This is a genomic window from Aurantivibrio infirmus, from assembly GCF_054767315.1.
Genome location: NZ_BAAFSK010000002.1, coordinates 265658 through 285830, shown reverse-complemented (window position 1 = coordinate 285830; position 20173 = coordinate 265658). Strand labels below are relative to the sequence as shown.

General features: G+C 41.8%; 14 protein-coding genes. 5 read left to right on the top strand and 9 right to left on the bottom strand.

Translation table 11 applies throughout. The features are described 5' to 3' along the window. Positions 1–34: 34 nt before the first annotated feature. Both ACYUCY_RS04970 and ACYUCY_RS04965 read right to left on the bottom strand, forming a co-directional pair. The gene (locus ACYUCY_RS04970) at positions 35–1192 is read right to left on the bottom strand and encodes a DUF3089 domain-containing protein (protein WP_460225359.1); all 1158 of its coding nucleotides are present in this window, start codon (positions 1190–1192) and stop codon (positions 35–37) included. 295 nt (positions 1193–1487) lie between these two features. Further along, on the bottom strand, positions 1488–2186 hold the full coding sequence (locus ACYUCY_RS04965) for a hypothetical protein (protein ID WP_460225358.1): 699 nt from the start codon (positions 2184–2186) through the stop codon (positions 1488–1490). Between the two features lie 308 nt (positions 2187–2494). Here ACYUCY_RS04965 and ACYUCY_RS04960 point away from each other — a divergent pair, with 308 nt between their 5' ends. Both ACYUCY_RS04960 and ACYUCY_RS04955 read left to right on the top strand, forming a co-directional pair. Beyond that, on the top strand, positions 2495–6388 hold the full coding sequence (locus ACYUCY_RS04960; protein ID WP_460225357.1) for a response regulator: 3894 nt from the start codon (positions 2495–2497) through the stop codon (positions 6386–6388). 2 nt (positions 6389–6390) lie between these two features. Further along, on the top strand, positions 6391–7365 hold the full coding sequence (locus ACYUCY_RS04955) for a GGDEF domain-containing response regulator (protein WP_460225356.1): 975 nt from the start codon (positions 6391–6393) through the stop codon (positions 7363–7365). Here the strand turns inward: ACYUCY_RS04955 and ACYUCY_RS04950 are convergent. Both ACYUCY_RS04950 and ovoA read right to left on the bottom strand, forming a co-directional pair. Then, positions 7356–8510, bottom strand: coding sequence for an aminotransferase class I/II-fold pyridoxal phosphate-dependent enzyme (locus tag ACYUCY_RS04950; RefSeq protein WP_460225355.1), 1155 nt, complete (start codon positions 8508–8510; stop codon positions 7356–7358). The two genes, ACYUCY_RS04955 and ACYUCY_RS04950, sit on opposite strands and share 10 nt — an antisense overlap. 30 nt (positions 8511–8540) lie before the next feature. Then, positions 8541–10730 (bottom strand): 5-histidylcysteine sulfoxide synthase, encoded by a 2190-nt coding sequence (gene ovoA, locus ACYUCY_RS04945; protein ID WP_460225354.1) that lies wholly within the window; start codon positions 10728–10730, stop codon positions 8541–8543. Between the two features lie 434 nt (positions 10731–11164). On the opposite strand from ovoA, the gene ACYUCY_RS04940 reads away from it, so the two are divergent. The 3 genes from ACYUCY_RS04940 to ACYUCY_RS04930 all read left to right on the top strand — a co-directional run bounded on the left by ACYUCY_RS04940 (position 11165) and on the right by ACYUCY_RS04930 (position 13292). Beyond that, complete coding sequence (locus ACYUCY_RS04940; protein ID WP_460225353.1) at positions 11165–11944, top strand: SDR family NAD(P)-dependent oxidoreductase; 780 nt, start codon at positions 11165–11167, stop codon at positions 11942–11944. A 371-nt stretch (positions 11945–12315) separates the two neighbouring features. Next, positions 12316–12699 carry a YidB family protein gene (locus tag ACYUCY_RS04935; protein WP_460225352.1) on the top strand — a complete coding sequence of 128 codons (384 nt, stop codon included), beginning with the start codon at positions 12316–12318 and terminating at the stop codon, positions 12697–12699. A 212-nt stretch (positions 12700–12911) separates the two neighbouring features. Next, positions 12912–13292: a PA4575 family protein gene (locus ACYUCY_RS04930; protein ID WP_460225351.1), complete on the top strand. Its 381-nt coding sequence runs from the start codon at positions 12912–12914 to the stop codon at positions 13290–13292. Here ACYUCY_RS04930 and ACYUCY_RS04925 read toward each other — a convergent pair. From ACYUCY_RS04925 to ACYUCY_RS04905, 5 genes are all read right to left on the bottom strand, one after another. Continuing rightward, positions 13289–13684, bottom strand: coding sequence for a hypothetical protein (locus ACYUCY_RS04925; RefSeq protein WP_460225350.1), 396 nt, complete (start codon positions 13682–13684; stop codon positions 13289–13291). The genes ACYUCY_RS04930 and ACYUCY_RS04925 overlap by 4 nt on opposite strands. A gap of 26 nt (positions 13685–13710) precedes the next feature. Next, positions 13711–15327, bottom strand: a complete 1617-nt coding sequence (locus ACYUCY_RS04920) for a S41 family peptidase (RefSeq protein WP_460225349.1) — start codon at positions 15325–15327, stop codon at positions 13711–13713. Between the two features lie 342 nt (positions 15328–15669). Next, positions 15670–17826 (bottom strand): S46 family peptidase, encoded by a 2157-nt coding sequence (locus ACYUCY_RS04915; protein WP_460225348.1) that lies wholly within the window; start codon positions 17824–17826, stop codon positions 15670–15672. Positions 17827–17910: 84 nt separating this feature from the next. Next, complete coding sequence (locus tag ACYUCY_RS04910; protein WP_460225347.1) at positions 17911–18891, bottom strand: alpha/beta hydrolase; 981 nt, start codon at positions 18889–18891, stop codon at positions 17911–17913. A 104-nt stretch (positions 18892–18995) separates the two neighbouring features. Beyond that, the gene (locus ACYUCY_RS04905) at positions 18996–20084 is read right to left on the bottom strand and encodes a hypothetical protein (RefSeq protein ID WP_460225346.1); all 1089 of its coding nucleotides are present in this window, start codon (positions 20082–20084) and stop codon (positions 18996–18998) included. Positions 20085–20173: the final 89 nt, after the last annotated feature.

Sequence of the window (20173 nt, the reverse complement as noted above, 5' to 3'; positions counted from 1 at the left end):
CATTTTATCCATCCTTTTAAAGACTTAGCGCCAATTATTTTTGGTAAGCAGCGATTTGTTTTTCGGCGATATTCACAAGATCGCCCATCGCTAGCGCGACATCAATAAGATGTAACCCCCAACCAGCATCGGGCGTGCCACCTGCGCCAATAACGTCACCAGCAATGATGTCTGTACGTGGATCATTCGGGTCACCATTAACGGTAACCTCCAAATACGAATGACTACCGTTGTTAACACATTCCGAACTAATCAATCCCGGTACACTAACAAAATCAGTGTCGACTTTTTTGCCTGCTGCCCACTCTTCCAAACCTGTGCGACCGCTTGCGCTTAGATAAGAATGAAGCTCGTTGTTGCCTTTGGCAAGCTGCGCGGGATTGGTACAAGCGCTTACCGTTCCTTCGCCGCCACGACCAAACAACGCATTTTCTGCCGGTGGAACATCAGAACGAAATGAAGCGTAGGTAATAATACATTGGGTTTGATCTGCCGACGTACAAAGCGGCATTGATTTAAAAGAGCCCCCTACTGTTTCGCCTTCAGGCACTTGTACGTTGGTGCCCAACAACATTGCAGAGATAATTTGTTTTTGAATAGGCTTACCATCAATCTCAGCGGCAATAAGTCGAGTAAGTACACCTGAACCCTGCGAATGACCTACTAAGATAACACCACGACCGTTATTGTCATGCTGCAAATAATAATTCCAAGCATTAAGCACATCGTCGTAACCCATAGCTCTGTCAGGCATCGCTCGATTTTCATCGGTGGAATTTCTAGCGCGAAGTGCGCCAAGCGATATTTGTCTATACATTGGCGCAAATACACGGCATTGCGAAGCAAAACGCGCAAATTGCGATTTAATAACGCTGTATTCCTCAGGCCCGGCTACCAAATCACTATTGGGTGTTGCATCTAAAGAAACGGTTGGATAAACATAGAAGCAATCGACATCAGCTGCTCTATTTGCTTGCCAAGTTTCTGTACTTAGGTCGCCACTAGCTTCGACAATTGTTGCGGTGTTATCAACAACACATGCACCCAAATTTTCACTGCCAGAGCGGCATAGCCAATTTTCTCTTTTTGAATAATCCGCTGGCGCCGTCTCAGCCTGAACAGACGTTAAACAAGTTACACACGCTAATGCAGTTAAGTTCAACAGATACTTAATCCTGAATTCTTTTTTCATTATTTTACCTTTAAGATTATTATTTGATTGATTTTACTCGGCCCACTAGAAACTATATATTTTAAAAGATCACGAGCTGCTTAGATTCGGCTAAGAGTAATAGTGTTCTAAGAAATAGCTATTTGGATACTTTCAATTATTTTTATAAAAAGTATTAAATCTAATTATACTGCATCTAAAAAGTCAGCCAAGTGTTGAATAGTTGAGTTTGTCGAATTTACATTCGTTAACTTATATCTGTTTGTTGATTGATGCCTTTCGTCATAAAAAAGAATGACTAACGCAATTACATATTTTAAAGATCGTTTTGTTTAAACAAATGGGGATTTTTTCGGACGAACTTTTGTATCCAAAGTTCAATAAACGAATGTTCCTTGCGCTCCATATACCACCACCCGAAACCACTTATCGTAATCGCACCTAATGTATCGACAATTAAATCCCACATGGTATCAGTTAAACCAGACGGATCATCAAGCATAGCTTTCTGCATATTGGTGTTAAAAAACTGGTCCATTATAAACTCGAAAATCTCCCACACTGCACCAACGGCAATCGCAAAAAGGCAGGCAAACAGCGCAACAAATCTCGGACGCATACTTAAGTCCGCGCGCTCATTTTCATTCAGAATGTATACCAGCAGGAAGCCAAAGATTCCTAATAACAATCCAGAACTTGTATGCAACACTATATCCCACCACCAGATCTTGTCGTAATAGCTACGAATTTCACCCAAAAACAAGGAAGAAAAAATAAATATCACGGCAAGGATTTGAAATTCAGAAGGGATCTGTAGCTGAAAGCGACGGCCGAGAATGAGCGGGATGAGTATGACCGACATGATTGCAATAATGAGAAAAACATTTAACCAAAGTCCATTGTAAATCGACGCCGCCAATTCAACCGCCATAATCACATGCAAAACGATAACCAAACCCCAATGAATACGACGAGCCATGTCACCAATTGGCGTACTTATGGTTTTCTGTTTCACTTTTTCTCCGAGATTATTCCAAAACGCCACAGTCATCCTGCAGTGCTTTATAAGTTTATGCTCTAAAAAATAGTTTTAAAGTGACCACTTTATCAGGGCCTGGCCCGATTCGAAACAACAAGACATGTTTACGTACAGAGAATTGATAATAATGTCTTTTACTCCCCTGCGGTATTAATCCAAAAGTGGTGAAATTAGCTATGCTGATCTATTCTCAAGCTATATAAACCATCTTTTTCGAAGCGGATTCACCGCTTGTATGGCGATAGGGATTTAATCTTAAAAGTGCGCTCAAGGGTAGGCGCTCATTGAGCTCAATAGCAATGGCACATTATCAGCGGACTATTATTACTTCCACCGCCAACAAAGTCTTACTTTCCCTTTTTATCTTGGGAATTGTATTTGTCTGTATCTCTGTATTGGCATTCGAAGCAAATCGTTACGAAAACTTAGTAGATGAATTCGAAACCCGTGCCAATACTCAGGTCAGCTTGCGACGTCAAGCAATACTCACTGAGCTAGAGGAGTTCCGCAAGAACGTTGTTTTTCTCTCTTTAACTCCTCCTATTAAAGGGATCATACGCGCCATACAAAATGGTGGCGTCGACCCCCAAGAGAATAATGCTAAACAAATTTGGCTGAATCGACTGAGTGTTATTTTTTCGGGCTTTCTGCAAGCTAACCCTCAAGTAAACCAAGCGCGATATATTCAGCTCCACAATAACGGAATCGAAATTGTTCGAGTAGATCGCCGCGCAGATGATATTGTTATCGTAACTGGAGATGGACTACAGCAAAAAGGCCACCGAGATTACGTGGTTGACTCACTTCAAATCTCAGAGAACGAAGTATACATTTCAGATCTAACATTAAATCGAGAAAACGGGGTACTCGCTTATCCGCGCACTCCAACATTACGAGTTACCACGCCGGTCTTTGATGCTGACGGAAGAAGATTTGGGCTCATTGTTATCAACGTCGACGCTCAGCATTTATTGGAACAAATTAAGAATGCGTTTGATAACGAGTTTGAAGCCTATTTAACCAATGATTATGGGGATTTTTTATTACATCCCAACCCGGAGTTAACATTTGGATTTGAGACGGGAAGTCCGATTCATTGGGACCATCAATTTGAAGCCATCACTACCAGCAATAGCTTTAGTAAAATAACATCTCAGGCCACGCCAAAAAAAATCTACTACGGACTTGCTCAACAGATACCCTTAATGGATTCTTCTGACATGCGCTACCTGACATTAGCGGCCACGGTGTCGGACGACCACATACGAGGCATCATTTCAAATGGGCGACCGAAACTTATATTTTATACTGCGGTTATTTATATAATTATTGCGGCAATTGTATTCCTTACTTTTCTTGGTTTTCAGGAACGATTAAAAGCAAATGAGGAACACGCAAAACTCGCTGCCATCGTTGACAACTCAAATGATGCGATTGTTTCTGTAACGCTAGACGGTACTGTCACAAGCTGGAACAAGGCTGCAGAATCAATGTTTGGATATAGCAGCAAGGAAGCAATAGGGAGGTCAATATACGATTATTTAATTCCAAATGATGAAATTAAAGACGAGCAATTCCTTTTCGAAAAGATAAGTCGAGGAGAGACAATCCCTCCATACAATACAGTTCGTATTAAAAGTGACGGTAGCACTTTAGATGTATCCGTAACTGTTTCTCCTACTATTTCCTCAAATAAAGAAGTCGTCGGTGCGGCAAAGATCATTCGTGACATCAGTGAGCAAAAGAGGATTGAAGCAGAAGTGCACAACCTCAATATATCGCTAGAACAAAAAATATCAAAACGCACTAGTGAACTAAATATAGCAAAAGTCAAAGCCGAATCAGCAAACCAAGCCAAATCTGAATTTATTGCTAACATGAGTCATGAAATTCGGACGCCAATGAATGCAATCATAGGTATGTTACAACTGCTTCGACGAACAGAACAAAATTTTCAACAACAGAATTATTCAGAAAAAGCTGAATCCGCCGCCAATGCGTTACTAGCAATCATTAATGACATACTCGATTTTTCCAAAGTGGAGTCGGGCAAGCTCAGCTTAGATCTACACCCTTTTAGCCTCAATAAGCTAATGAGAGATATTGGCGTAATAATGGCAAATAACTTGGACGGTAAAAAAATTGAATTGCTATTTGATATTTCTAAAGACCTACCCGACACCCTGGTCGGCGACTCAACTCGCATACAACAAGTGCTCATTAACCTTGCTAGCAACGCGATAAAATTTACCCCGCAAGGAGAAATTATTATTTCGATAAGATCGATGAGCCATGAGGAAGACACAATTGCCCTTAATTTTTCTATCCAAGATTCAGGAATTGGTATTTCTAAAGAACAACAAGAAAAAATATTTGATGGCTTTTCGCAAGCAGAAGCATCAACGTCCAGACACTATGGTGGCACCGGCTTAGGTCTCGCCATCAGTCGACGATTTGTTGAACTCATGGGTGGTGAGCTAAAAATAGAGAGTGAAGTGGATAAAGGAAGCACTTTTAGCTTTACAATCAACTTGAGAATTGAAAAAGAAAAATACTCGAACAAAAAGAATTTGCTGAAACCTAACATTGAACACCTTAGGGTATTGTTGGTCGATGATAACTCAACTGCGAGAAAAATAATTGGCGGCATGCTTAGAGATTTCGGTTGGCAAGTTACCGTGAAGTATTCAGCGACTGATGCTTTAAAACAAATTTCCGAAGAAAAGTTAAATAATCAATTCTATGATCTCGTGATATTGGATGGTCAAATTTATGATGGTGATGTTTGGAATGCTGCTAAAGAACTAAAAGCTGGCAAATCAGAGACAAAACGAGCAGCAGTTATTGTGACTTCGTCATACGAGCAGGACATTTTAAATTTTAAGGATCTTAATGGTCTTACTGATGGGGTGCTTATAAAACCTATTACCAGCTCTACGCTCTTAGACGCAGTCGTTGATTCCTGCTTTTCTATTAAACAAGATGAATCCGACACGCTCCTTCCTGAAGATGTTAACAAGAAAACAAATACTCCCTTGGCTGGCATAGAAATTCTATTAGTAGAAGATAATCATAACAACCAGATAATCGCCAAAGAATTTTTAGAAGAAGAAGGCGCAAAGATCAAGATTGCTAGCAGCGGCCCGGAAGCTTTGGATATTTTAAAACGCGAAGCTAATAATTTTAATATTGTCCTTATGGATATACAGATGCCCGGTATCGATGGTTACGAAACCACGCGAGAAATTCACAATAGCTTAGGTTTGAAGTCACTACCAATTGTTGCTATGACGGCAAATGTCCTACCGAGTGACAGAGCTGAAGCGCTGGCAGCGGGAATGCTTGACCATATTGGAAAACCATTCAATCTGAAAAAATTGATTGAGGTTATTCTAAAGCATGCACGTACGCCGGTTTTAAAACCCATTGAAGATATTCCGAGTGAAAAGGGAGCTGAGAAAGTCAAAAGCGTGGTTCCTCCGGTAGCATTAGCATTTGCAAACAAGCACCGCATTGATATCGAAGGTGCGGTTATGCGATTCTCTGGAAGAATTTCGCTTTACCAACGCTTAATCCATCAGTTTGATGAATCGATGCAGAAATTACTCCAATCGGGGAAGGAACATATAGAAACTCAAGATTATAAATCCGCGCATCGTGATTACCATAGTTTAAAGGGAAATTTTGCGACTCTGGGTCTACAAGACCTAGCATCAATTTCCGAAACCCTTGAGAAACAACTTAAAAATAATCCCAACGAGATAGATGAGAGCATCGCTGACACGCTTATATCAGAGTTCGACACCTTAAGACCTAAACTTTCGGTATTAGCTAACCTGCTCGACCCCGAACCGCAAAATATCAGTGATACAGGAAACCCTAAAAATGTTACAAGCGACCATGAAACGCTTGAGGCTAGAAAGACCACGAATGAAGGAATTAAGAATAGGTATACAAACGAAAATCAACAGACATTACTTGCAGAATTTGAACGGTTGACGCAATTATTAGAAGCGCGAAACTTAGAAGCTACGAATCTTTTTGAGCAACTCCGCGGCGATATGATTTACATGTCGAAATTCGAATCTAAATCCTTAGCGAAATCGATTGACACTCTAGATTTTTCCACCGCTTTAATTACCTGCCAAGATTTAATCGAAGAAATACGAAGCGTTTAAGAATGGGTACTCAATTGTCTACTTTTGAAGAAAATAACTTAGCTTTCGGTACCGTAAAAAAACGGCCAAAAATTCTTATTGTCGACGATCAAGTCGCCAACATCAAGATTATGCAAAACGTCTTCGATGGTGATTACGAATTGTTCTTTGCACTAAACGGTACCGATGCTTTAACACTTTGTTTGAATAAACCACCCGATATAGTTTTACTCGACATTGAGATGGGCGAAATGAACGGTCTCGTGGTTTGCGAGAAGTTAAAGCAAGATCCCGAAACGGCGAATATACCAGTAATTTTTGTTACCAGTCACGACTCGATTCAACAAGAATCTGCCTGTTGGCAAGCAGGTGGGGTCGATTTCATTCATAAACCAATCAACGTAGTCACAACCAAACACCGAGTCACAACTCACCTCAAACTCAAGGAACAAAGTGATCTTTTATTACAGCTCGCGTTTCAGGACGGATTAACACAATTAGCTAACCGTAGACACTTCGATCAGAATCTGGAAAAGGAGTGGCTTCGAGGTATACGCAGTAAATCACCCATCGCGCTAATCATGATTGACATCGATCACTTCAAACAATTCAACGATTTTTACGGCCATCAAGAAGGCGATGACTGTTTACGACAAGTTGCTCAAGCGCTTCGCATAGCTATTAATCGGCCGGATGACATGGTTGCGCGTTATGGTGGGGAAGAATTTTGTTGCTTACTACCCAATACCGACATTAAAGGTGCTGAACTTGTAGCGAGTAATATAAAAACTACTGTTAACAATCTTGCAATTCCACATAAAAAATCTTCAGTCAGCGATCGGGTAACCCTCAGCATGGGCGTTGCAGTAATGATTCCTGACCAGACTAACCAAGCCTGCGAGCTGATCAAAAATGCAGACGAACTTTTATATCAGGCCAAAAATTCAGGGCGCTCTACGATAGCCTTAGCACATAAAACATTTCCAGCTCATCGTTGAGCAAGAATACTCTCGATTCCTTTTTCAAACGCATTAAGATCTTGCTGAAAGCTTTTTAAGCCTAAACCCAAACGAAAGTGCTGCTGGCAAGAACTCGAGTAATATTTTCCCGGAATAAGTGAAACCGAATGCTCGTTCATTAATGGCCGAATAAGATCTTCGCTATCGCCGGTAGCTGAAAAATCGGTTACAAAACGAGGAAAAGCTAAAAACCCGGCTTCGGGTATAATCCAGCGACATATATTAGAACAGCGCTTTTGAAATGCTTCGAAGACTTTTACGTTAGCGTTTATTAACTCAATATTGCGCTGCAGTATTGCCGATGAATTGCTCAGCGCAATCTTGCTGAGCAATTCATCGACCTTGCTACCGCAAATAGACAAGTATGACTTTATCGACATTACTCTTTGTATAAACTTCTCATCCTGAGAGGCGAGCCAACCGACACGAATACCGCCTAAGGCGTAGGCTTTTGACATAACGCCGATACTGATGCCTTTCTCGTAACAGCTTGCCGCAGTTGGAAGCTGGCGATCGGGTTCTGATTCCAAACCGCGAAATACTTCGTCTGATAAAACCCAAGTATTATTATCGCTAGCGCATTCTAAAATCGATTCAAATTCATTCTTAGCGAGTTGCGCACCCGTCGGATTATGGGGAAAATTTATTGCGAATAGTTTCTCATTCCCTTTTAAAGCTTTAATCGAATCGAATACCTCGTCCAAATCTAGCGTCCATTCCTTTTCGCTCTCTTTTAAACTAACAGTGCTTACTGAAGCGCCAATCCCTTGAGGAACCAAGCGTAAGGGAAAATAAATAGGTTCAACGCAGAGTACCGCGTCGCTAGCAGATAAAAGAGCATGGTAGCTAACAAAGATGGCTTCTTGAGCGCCGCAGAACGTGACAATGTTTTTTGCTTGCAGACCAGGATACTGCGCACTAATCAGTGTTCTTAGCTCTTCATCGCCCTGATCACTGGCATAAGGTAATTGCAAATCTTCCCATTGTTGAAGTTGCTCTTGATTTGCAAACGCCAACAATTCGCGCAAGCTATAAGCCTGCAAAAGCGCCGAGCCCATCTCGTGGCGTATGGACCCCGCGTTGTGCTTTTTGAACTCTGCCAGTTTGTCAGGAGGGAAAATCACTTTGGGCCTGCTTTGTAAATTTTCAAAAAGTTATTTCAATTGCCATACTGTCATTTGTGAGACCGTATGTTGAAATTTTCGCCCGGTTTCACGTATCACAAAAGGCACATCAATGGGTTCACTAATCATATCGAATTGCTCAGATAAACATTCTTTCAAACCATCGAGAGTGGTATAGCTCTCGCCGTTTATTTTGATACCACCTAGCCACTCTTCTTTTTCCGTGAACTCTTCAAGCCAGGTGTACGGAGAAGTTAAAATCAACACCCCAGATTTTTCTAAACGATCGCCAATCATGCTAAGGAATTTTTTCGGCGAATAAAGGCGATCAATTAGGTTACCAGCGAATATTAGATTGTAGCGATCGAATTTCTCATTTAAGTTGCAAGCGTCAGCCTGCATAAATTGGCATCGAGATGCGGTTGCAGCTAGACCGAGCGCTTGTAATTGCGCCTCTTTAAAATTAACAAGTTCGCCTTCTTCCTTGATTGTGTAGCGTTTGATTTCAGATTCTTGCAGCTCTGCCGCCGCTGCTATAAACCTCGCTGAAAAATCGACGCCATCGACATGATCAAACACTTTAGCTAATTCAAAACTGCTTCTACCCACAGCGCAGCCTAGATCCAATGCGCGTACAGTTTTTTTATCCTCCATAAATTTAAGGCATAAATCTGCGCATGCCTTCGCGAAATTGGCGACGCCAAAATACTCGTCACCATAATGAAATTCCAAATATTGAGAAACCTGATCGTCGGTTTCATAGGGGTTTAGTTCAACTTTCACCGGCACCTCCGATTCAATATAACGGAAACCCGCGTGCTGAAAAAAATGTCGTCTGAAAGCATAACGTGAATCCTTAATAGCGTAATTACCGGTAGAGAAAAAGCTACCGCCTTTAATTAAATTATGTTTGCCGTCAAAAGTCGGGGTTGAAAAATCATCGTATACCGGATGCACTTCAAAACCAGGTAAACCATCAATGGGAGTTTCAGTCCATTGCCACACATTACCAATCACATCATAAAACGTAGATCCGTTCGAACAAGCAGTAGCAAATTTATTCACGGGGCAGGCAGAAGCCCAATACTCTAAATTAATGTTTCCCGGCGCATGCTCCCAATCAGGTAGATCTTCGGGGATTTCATTTCTTAGACAATACCATTCGGCCTCGGTAGGTAAACGGATGGGTTTTCCCAGCTTTTCTGATTTCCAATTACAAAAGGCTTTGGCTTCCAAATAATTAACATCGACAGGCCAATCCCAAGGCATGGGAATTATCTGCGTCATGCTGCGGTATTTATAGGTATTTTGATCTGCTATCCAAAACTCCGGTTGGCTAACGTTGGCGTAACTCAACCAATCCCAGCCTTCCTCGGTCCAATAGCATTGCTTTTGATAGGCCCCAGCTTCAACAAAAGCTAAAAACTCTTTATTAGAAACCAAAAACTGGCTCGCTTTAAAATCGCTTACTTTTGTCGAGAGTTTTCCATATTCATTATCCCAACCGTAAAGCCGATCGTTTTTATCTTTATTTTGTTCGATCAAACGCCCACTAACGGTCTGAAGAGAATTATTTGGCGCGACCCCACTCTCTGTACAATCGGCAAATAAGGTATTGGGTTTTACTAGTTCGATAGGTAATTGGCGAATGAGAACGCTAGAGGTCTCTAGATGGATCCGTTCATGTTCGATCGCCATCATAATTATCCAAAACGGATCGCCCCAAGAAATGGGGAGTTTAAGCTCAGCGCTGCAAATGAAATCATCGACAAGCTTCCGTACATTGTCACGATACAACTTTACTTGTTTCGAGCTAGGCCACTGATAATGATTTTCGTCGAGATCATCCCATGACATTTCGTCAACACCAATGGCCAGCATAGATTCGATTTCCGCATCAAGTCGCGCCGGGATGAGTTTTGCCACATGGAGTTTATTCACGAAAAAGACGGCCGTATGGCCGTAATAAAATATCAACGGGTGGCGTAAACTATTGGCCTTATAGCGAAACGCTTCTTCACTTGCCAAACATTCAAACAAACATTCATTCAATGTATAGGTGCTATGAAAATAATTTCGAATTTCTTCGCGTTTTTTTTCAACACTGTTACCAGTTAATAAACAGGATCGTGTAATTTTTCTTTCCCGAATATCATTGGCGAACTTTGATTGAGAAAGTTGACTTAATTCTTCATCAGATCCAATTACTAGCTCACTCATCGCTCTATTGTGTACCTTAGTATTATTCTAAAATTTGAACTCATCGGGAAATGTAGTACTCGAAACCACCGTTATCGCAAATATCAACAAACCAAGGCTGTAGACTGGCGAAATAATAGGTGGATATTTAGCTTATTAATTAACAATCGTATTGTTAATAATATAGTAATGCTATTTATTGTTGTACCGTGTTTACTAATATTACACGCTAAAACCCCTATATACCCTTCGTAACATCAAACAATTTTTCGAACCTTCATTGTTAACACAACAATCCAGTAATACAATATGCCAAATCGTATGGCTACACGCTATATACGGGGTTTAGCAGAAAAAGATTACAGCTCGCGAAATTTAATACCACTTGCCTCTCAGACACCGGATACCTCACCTCAAGATTACCGCACACTTCACGCTTAACGAATAGGATTTTTATGAACGCAATTGATTTTTCACTGAAAGACAAAACGATATTAATTACCGGTGCCTCTAGCGGCATAGGTGCTACGCTTGCTAAAAGTTTAGCACTAGCCGGTGCACGGGTGGCAGTCGCGGCTCGCCGTGAAGAAAAACTGGCTGCATTAGTCATCGAGATAAATGAATTGTGTGACGATCCAAACAGAGCATTTGCTTTGTCAGTAGATGTCAGTAAACGGGAAAGTGTTAACGCTGGCATAACGCGCACTAATGAAAACTTTGGTCTTATTACAACAGTGATCAATAATGCTGGTGTTGCTGCACCGAAAAAGTTTTTAAACACCACTGAAAGTGATCGTGATTTTGTGATGAATACAAATTTTAACGGCGTTTGGAATGTAGCTCAAGAAGCTGCTTTGCAAATGGTCGAGAATAAAATTAAAGGCAGTATTGTCAATATTGCATCGGTGCTCGGTCTTGCTGCAAAACCCGGTCAAACTGCTTACTGCTCTTCAAAAGGTGCAGTCATTCAGCTAACTAGAAGCATGGCTTTGGACTTAATGAAACATGATATACGGGTAAATGCTATTGCCCCGGGTTGGTTTAAAACAGAAATGAACAGTGCCTACTTTGACTCTACCGCCGGACAAGAATATGTATCGGCTATGCCTGCAAAACGTCTGGGGAATCTTTCAGAACTTGCCGGTCCGGTGATAATGCTGTGTAGTGATGCTGCGTCTTTTATAAATGGCTCGGTAATTACTGTTGATGGCGCAATATCCGCAACCGCTATATAGCAAATGGAATTAAAAGCTGGCTGCGAATGAATTTGACGCCAGCTTAATAAATTCGCTTTTTTATTGGTTTGAATTTTACTTTGTTTGACATTTGCCCCATCGCTTAATCCTCTCTTTTTTGAAATCATACGCTTCCTTAATACGCGTGCTGCCCAGCAACCAAAGTAATACTGTTTTCGACGCACTGGCCCTACCCAAGCTTAGCTATTTTGAATACCGATCTTAATCATTGGGGCAACACTAAATGTTTTACTTTTGCTGACGCAAACCTAAGGCACAAGATTTTACTTGTTAGAAATTTGCCAAGTCCACCCAAGATGGGATATCAGATTTTTGGATGACAAATTTTAATGGAATGAGAGGAATTTCAAATGAACGTAATTGATATTGGTGCGCAACATATGATTGATAAAATTGGATTATCAACTGATGCCTCTACCGTCGGAAAAGCTATGCGTAGCTTATTCGATGATTCCGACGGGCAAATTAAATTTGGGGATTTTGCAGTTAAAATCGCCGCTAATAAAAATATTTCTTGCTTACTGAAAACATGGCTACAGGAGGGTGGCGATCATTCAATTTCTGCCTCGGATATTATGTCGATATTCGGGCCAAAAAAAATTGCCTATTTTGCTGATCAATTACACATTGATCCGCCATCAGCCGCCTTGGGTTTAGCAAGCGCCTTACCTAAAATGATGAGAAAAAATAACAGCGAAAACACAAACACAAATAAAAAAATGCGCTGCCAGTAGATTTACAAATAAAAACTCACACACCACAAGGACGTGGAATTTTATAGCAGAGCATTCACCTAATTAATTACTCGCTATAATCAAAGATGATGAGAAGACAATCGTTTTCAAACATGTGCTCTAATAAGTAAATTGATTTGATTTAGCCCTAATCGCGCCCTATCATTTCAAACCATATCGCCAACGATCAACACAATAGGCTAATCTGGAAGATGCGTTTAAATTACAATGCTCAATCAAACGATGGATCTAAGCCGTCAGTATTATTACTAAACGAGAATGATAGAGTAGAAATTTATCTTCGTGCCGAACCAGATGGGCAAACAACTCTATTAGCCTGCTCTGGTGACAAGGTTGCACTTCCAAAGAAAAGTTATCAGCAAGGTCCCTATGAAAGTATGGAGCAAGCGGTGGCGGCTCGACGGGCTATCGTACATGACTTGTTACGCAGAGGTTATACTTATTCGGAGGATGCGGTAGCGATCTGGGCTATCGCAGCACAAAGAGCGTTAAAACAAATTCGCGAAACTAAAAGATCGTCAAAAGCCAATTACAAATTTGACCCTAAGGATGTTTTTCCCGAAAAATATTAATTTTTTATGCAAAATGACTTAGCGAGTAAATAACGATTTGCGTTTTTTTGATGGATTAAAAAACATTGTTCGCCATTGATCACTAATCTGAACTGATCCGGTACAGACAAATCCCTTCCTAAGATTCGATTATTATCCGGCCCCTTTTGCCTCGCCCTTTCAATAATAAGCAAACTGGTTTTCGTTAAAACATCATCAGCCAAGGTGACGGAAACACCATTTAAGGCTTCAGACACCACCTGGGTAAGCTCGGACTGGGATTGTGGCGTAGTGCGAACCAAAACAGCAGGAAAATCTGATGTATTGTGAAAGGTTCTTTGCTGGCAGGACACCAATAACAAAACACCCGATAAAATTAAACTTCCACAAGTAAACTTTTTAGCTATTTGCATTCTAGCGTTCTTTTCAATTGATCCAATTACTCACCCAAATTTACATTCGGCGTCATAATTCTGTTTTGTAGCCATTGCGGCTTACGGATATAGCCGTCGATTGAAGTTGGCTGCGTCGTTAAGAAATTATTATTGGTGTTATTGTTAAATACTTGCTTGCTCGGCGCGGGACAGGTTCCAGGATTCTGTCGATAAACTAATGCTGCATGCAAGCGTGCCTCGTTAATACTCCCAAGGTTATGAGAAAAGTCATCTCCAACCTCACATCCTTGAACCAGCGTGCCCGCTGTACCGGTGGCATTCGCTGGTGAAAAACCATCTGAATACTCACCAAAACCCAGTGCATTCTCACCTTTGAATTGAATTGAAAAATATGTCGTTCCGCAATTGTCTTGCGGATAAAAACCATAGGGCTTACCACATGTTGTTGTGCCAATTTGAATAACCTCGACACCGACACCACGCAAACCATTAATGATAGATTCACTCGCAGAACAGGTTTGCGAACCCGTTAGAACAAATACCCGATTGAGGTTGAGCGTGGGTAACGGTTGCCCCTGTGCAGCAGAAAGTCCAATGGTGGAATTATAAAAAGGAACCGGACGAAGTTGCGCGCCGGTAACTGGGTCGACGCGTTGATGTTTATCATTAAATTTAAGGTCTTCGAATGTTTCGCCGTCGGTTTGCGCATTACCTGCAATCATGTAAGACAATTGACTGGCGATTGCAAGGTAACCACCGCCGTTATATCTCACATCTAAAACCAGATCATTTATACCGTTTTGATTAAGTTGATTAACTGCATTAATTAAAGATTGTTCCGATGTGGCAACGTGGTCATTAAATAACATGTAGCCGACGTTACCTGAACTTGTCGAAATAGTTTTCACATTTTTAACTGGAGTAAAAGTTACGTTAGCGGAAGTCATCGAAAAGCTACGCGTACTGGTTGATCCAACATCCCTGACGACAAAATCATGTGTTTGATTCGGCATCGAGGGGTACATACCTTCTAGAAAAGTTTCTATTTCTAAATTTGTAGTGCTGTTGACAACATCTACGCCATCTATAGAAAGCACCTCGGCTCCGCGAGATAAATTAGCGTCGCCACTTGTCGCTGGTGTATTTGCCTCGGTATAAGCCACCAAAAACTTTCTTGGTGGGGTCATTTTAATTGCGATCCACTGCAAACCGTATCCAGATGATGCTCCAGATTGCGAACGTGTTAACCATTCTTCAGTGGGTAATAGAAAGTGAAAATTATCTTTAGGGTTTCCGGAAGGCGTTAACGCTTCGGTAATAAGTTGATCAAAATAATCAACTGTTGAAAAGTTAGCGGGATTTTTATCAACTATTTCGTTATACCAAAGATATAAGTCGTTGCTCCAAGAACGGAGCCAATTATTCTCATCCAATACGCTACCTTGAACATCTGGGTAATCAGTACCGGTCTCTGGGTTAATACCTGATCGAGGGGCGGCACATTTCGCCGCAAACTGACTCGCATCAGCAAATACGCCGCTACTCCACGCTGTGCTTGCCGGTACATTAACGGTAGGAGGGCTTGCTGGAGCATCACTACCTCCTCCACCGCCGCCCCCACAGGCGGCTAAGCTTAAGGTCGCTAAGACTACAAGAGACAAACGCCCTGCTCTATTGTTCAGGTAGCCTGTAATTGTTTTAAAATTTTGCACCACTAACGTCGACTCTAAAAAATATAATTTGATATAGACCACAATGGATAGCTTGCCATTGATCAATACGAAAGATCCATTTTCGTGGATTCAAGCCAATGCGATTGAAAGTTGAAAGATAAATCCGGATACCCTTTGAGGATAATGAAGGGTTTAAAAAGCATACAACAACTGGAGGGATTACGCGAAGGGGTTCCTAAAATAATGAGACCTAGTTAATGAAATATTCTCGTAGGAAACGGTTGCCAGCACCCCAAAAGGGGCCTGGCAATTAATGTCAACTCATAAGACTCAATGGACAATATCCATTTCTTCCAATAAATTAGTTGCTTCGTCAAGTAAAGTCATAACCCAGAGCATGTAACGGGTGTCTACTGATATCGCGCGATTTTTTTCTTCATCAAAATCCCAATCGCCGATAATACTTTCATACACACCGTCAAATAACAGTCCAACTAGTTGACCTTTGCTATTCAAAGTCGCCGAACCAGAATTACCCCCAGTAATATCCAGCGTCGTTAAAAAATTGACTGGGACGGAATCAATATCTTCGAGCGTGTAACCGGCGTAATTTTTTCGTTTAATCAATTCGAGCTGCTGTTTAGGTGCATTAAAAGGATCAACACCCGTATCCTTTTCTAGAATCCCCTCAAGGCGTGTAAAGGGTCGATTGACTAATCCATCTTTAGGCTGGTTCCCCAGTAAACGACCGAACGTTACCCGTAAAGTACTGTTGGCATCGGCGTAGATAATCTTGCCTTTACTCTGATTGAATTGGATTAAAGCTTCCATGTAACGAGGGCGCCATATTTGAAATTGTCCGTATAGCTCTTTGTCGGCCAACTCGCGTTGCATCCGCTCTTCGTGCGTTGCGACTGCATACTGAATAAAAGGATCTTTGCTTTTTTGAAAATCTTCAACTGATTTATTCATCCACTCGAGGCGTATATTTTCTTTGTCCAAGGTAGATTTCTTATATAGCTTGGATGTTTGTTTATGGATTTTTTTAAGATCAACCGAATCACTTATCTTAAAAAACTTATCGTAAGAAGCAATTCGTTGTTGTCGTGGTAACTTCGCATACTGAAGCAACATATGATCAAGCATGGCGTTATCAATTGTTTCATCATAACGTCGCGATAAGCGGCGTAAGGATTGCTCAAAGCGAATGGCGTCACGCTCTTGGTAGCCAGGCTCGCGTTCTTCATCTGGCTTTTGTTTTTCCAAGGCTAAGCGATAAAGTTGAGCGGCTACCGATGGCAAACTTGCATAAGAAAAATAAGACATCACCAGATCGAGTTCCTTAGTCGACTGGTTTTGTTCAATCAAAGTATTGAGCTCACTTACCGCACTACCGTATTTTTTTTGCCGTGTACTATCTTCTGATAACCATTGTGCCAATTCAGCTTCCATCGCTTGGCGACGCTGTAAAAAATCACTGTGCTGAAAACTCTCCGTCATCGATTGATAGTTTTTTGCATAATTCGATAAACTTGCAAAAGTACTTTCGTAACTGATTCGCGCTTCGCTTCCCTCCTCCGAATTCATCACGATAATATCCATTAGGTCTTCGCGCAGTTTTCTTGCCTTTGGATAAAACCAGGTAAATTGATTTTCGATTTCTTGCGCTGTTCGGTATCGGTTGGTACTACCGGGGTAGCCCGCTGCCATAACAAAATCTCCCGCTTGCAATCCTGTTGCGGAAATTTGTAAAAAACTCGCCGGCACATAGGGAACATTGTCCGCACTGTAGTCGTTTGGCTTGCCATCACTTCCGACATAGGCCCGATAAAAACCAAAATCCCCAGTATGCCGCGGCCACTGCCAATTATCGATATCGCCGCCGTACTTACCGATACTTGTTGCCGGGGCATACACTAGACGCACATCGCGGATTTCTAATTGTTTAACTAAAAAGTATTCCAATCCATGATGAAAGGAGGGCACACTACAACGATGAATTTCAGTTTTCTCGCAATCGGCGATTAAGGCTTTTTCGTTTGCTTCGATAAGCTGATAGCGCTCAAGCCCGCTCATGTTTTCGCTGACACCAGCCAATACCGAGTCACTCACATTGGTAACGGACTCGGTAACGTAAACACGCGAGCCGGGAACTGCGGGTAATTCCGCCGAAAAATCTTTGGCGAGAAAACCGTTTTCCAGCAAATTATTTTCCGGCGTACTGTTAAACTGCACTGAACCATAAACACAATGATGATTTGTAACGACCAAACCTTTTGGTGACACAAAAGATGCACTGCAACCACCCAAACTGACAATGGCATTCATAGGAAATTCATCAAGACTATTTAACTTGCTCGGGTCTAACTCCAAACCCAGTGACGTTAACTGGGTTTTCAAGGCTGGTAGCTGATAAGGCTGCCACATGCCTTCCTCAGCGTTTACCCATAACGATACCAAGCTCAACAGTAAAATAATTTTTCGCATAGCAACCATCCTTTGATTTATTAATTGATACGAATTTTTTCGACGAACTAATCTTGGGAAGTTATAAAAAATAACGCCATTGTATTAGCTAGAAATTTTAAGTCCTCGACGTAAGGCATCTGTTAACTCATTAATCTGACGTTTACTCACATCCGCAATAAATTGGGTAGAACCATGAAAAGTACCGGGATAATTATGCAATTCGACAGGAACACCTGCTGCCATCAAATTCATTGCGTAGAGAATACCCTCATCGCGCAATGGATCGAACTCCATGGTATTAATGTAAGCCGGTGGCAGGTTTTCAAAATTACTTTCTCGACCTGGAGCAGCTAACGCCGGTACATTTTCACTGCCTCGGGAGTAGTCATCGCCCAAATAATAAGTCCAACTCAACTCACCTTTTGCTCGATCCCAAATCGGCGTATCCACAAATTGACGCGCACTCGGCGTTGTCATGCGATCATCAAGCTCAGGAATACAAAGACACTGAAAGCAAATTGCTGGCCCCGATTTATCTCTCGCCAACAACGTCACCGCTGCAGACAATCCTCCGCCCGCACTTACGCCATAAATACCGATACGATTCTTATCAACGGACAAACTATCTGCCTGCTCATACAGCCAACAAAGTGCGGCATAACAATCATGTAGACCTGCGGGAAACGGATTCTCCGGCGCTAATCGATAGTCAACTGAAACTACGACAATCCCTAAACGTTTTGCATATCTTGCCGCCGCAGCATGATCTGTTTCCAGACTACCCAGAACGTAACCACCCCCATGTACATAAACCAAGGCGGAAACCTTAGCATCTCCATGTTTAGTATTTTTTTCTTGAGAAATTAGTTGTTGCGGAATATACAACCTAACTTTTACTGATTGCGAACACGATTCGACAAACACGTCTTTATCTTCAATCGTTAATCCCGACGTATCGATATTGGCGTTCCTCGCTTGCGCTAACTGTTCAAAGTGTTGACGAGATTTTTTGACATCTTGCAAGGTGCTGGCAGGTAACCCTTCCAAAACTTTTTTAAATTCTTCATCGAATTTATACGTCATTATTTAACTCTGATTTTTATAGGAGACCTAATTTATAGAAGAACGAATTTTCTGTCGTTTATAAATAGACGTAATAAAATTAAATTCATCGTCAATCCGATTTTTTAACCTTCATCTTCATCCGTCGCAATCGATTCTTGACCCGCAGCTTCTTGCACTCGAGCACCTTGCAAGATTCCCGGTAATGCGTAATTACCTTCATGACAAGCATATTCGTGAACCGGTCCTTCGGTGACATTAAAACTCATTTCACCTCGCCAAGGCTGGGAATAATACTCCGAATCTTCGACCAAAAACTCATAAAATATTTGTTGTTCTGAATAACGCGTAAAACGCTCGGTGACCTTACCAGTCTCAGACATATACACTGGCCCGCGACTCGCTTGTTGCTGATTCCAATTTGTGGTTTCAACAACCAAGGTATCGCCCTCCCAATAGGCAGATGAATTTCCCGCCCAGCGCGGTAAGCTGACACTTTGCTGACGGCTGTCTCTGATGGGAATAATGCGAGCATCGTGAATCATTTCTACCAGAATCATTAAATGATCGTCAGTTTGGACAATTTGGTAAGTATTGTTGTAGAGAACATTTAGCATCGGCGGACCGGCGGTACCGCCAAAGCCCATCAAACAGCGGTCTGATAAAGTACGCCCTTCTGGGCCATCGTTGCTACGAGTCGCTCGCAATGCTGCCCGCTTTTCACGACCGGCCTCTGAAAAAGGTATGCGACCATTCTCTGGATCAACAATCCACGATGAACGAATCTCCCCTTTAACCAAACCATGGTGACTGCCCGTGTCGACCCAGAAAGCGTTATAACCACCGCCGGATAAGAGATCGCTGCCATCAAGCAGAGTAGCGTTCTCCTCAGGGCTATTCGGTAGCGCATCTTCTTTAGTGCGGATATTGTAAAAGTCACGACCCTCTATTTCCGCAGCAACTTGAGGCGACAGCACTAAGGATTCAACACCCTCTTTACGTTGCAAGTCAGTTACCGACACATTTGTCCAAATACCTTGTAGGCTGGGTTTGCCGTTGGCCATCCGGGGTAGCTGATTGCCACTTCCCTCTCCAATATGTTCCGATTGTTGATTAGTGTTTTCACTGCAGGCACTTAAACCAAAAACGCAGGCCAGGAGCAAGAGCAAGAAGGTTTTGCTCTGGTTGATAAGTTGCTGGGTTGCTTTGTTCATAGGAAGTTCTCTCGATTTATCGTTTTTATATTGTGCTTCTCCGCAACAACACCTTTATTATTTTTGCTATGGCGGGCGGTGTTTGGATA

Coding starts and splice junctions, on each gene's coding strand:
- ACYUCY_RS04905 (WP_460225346.1), bottom strand. CDS start 20,084: ATGAACAAAGCAACCCAGCAACTTATCAACCAGAGCAAAACCTTCTTG.
- ACYUCY_RS04935 (WP_460225352.1), top strand. CDS start 12,316: ATGAACGTAATTGATATTGGTGCGCAACATATGATTGATAAAATTGGA.
- ACYUCY_RS04915 (WP_460225348.1), bottom strand. CDS start 17,826: ATGCGAAAAATTATTTTACTGTTGAGCTTGGTATCGTTATGGGTAAAC.
- ACYUCY_RS04970 (WP_460225359.1), bottom strand. CDS start 1,192: ATGAAAAAAGAATTCAGGATTAAGTATCTGTTGAACTTAACTGCATTA.
- ovoA (WP_460225354.1), bottom strand. CDS start 10,730: ATGAGTGAGCTAGTAATTGGATCTGATGAAGAATTAAGTCAACTTTCT.
- ACYUCY_RS04930 (WP_460225351.1), top strand. CDS start 12,912: ATGCGTTTAAATTACAATGCTCAATCAAACGATGGATCTAAGCCGTCA.
- ACYUCY_RS04940 (WP_460225353.1), top strand. CDS start 11,165: ATGAACGCAATTGATTTTTCACTGAAAGACAAAACGATATTAATTACC.
- ACYUCY_RS04910 (WP_460225347.1), bottom strand. CDS start 18,891: ATGACGTATAAATTCGATGAAGAATTTAAAAAAGTTTTGGAAGGGTTA.
- ACYUCY_RS04955 (WP_460225356.1), top strand. CDS start 6,391: ATGGGTACTCAATTGTCTACTTTTGAAGAAAATAACTTAGCTTTCGGT.
- ACYUCY_RS04925 (WP_460225350.1), bottom strand. CDS start 13,684: ATGCAAATAGCTAAAAAGTTTACTTGTGGAAGTTTAATTTTATCGGGT.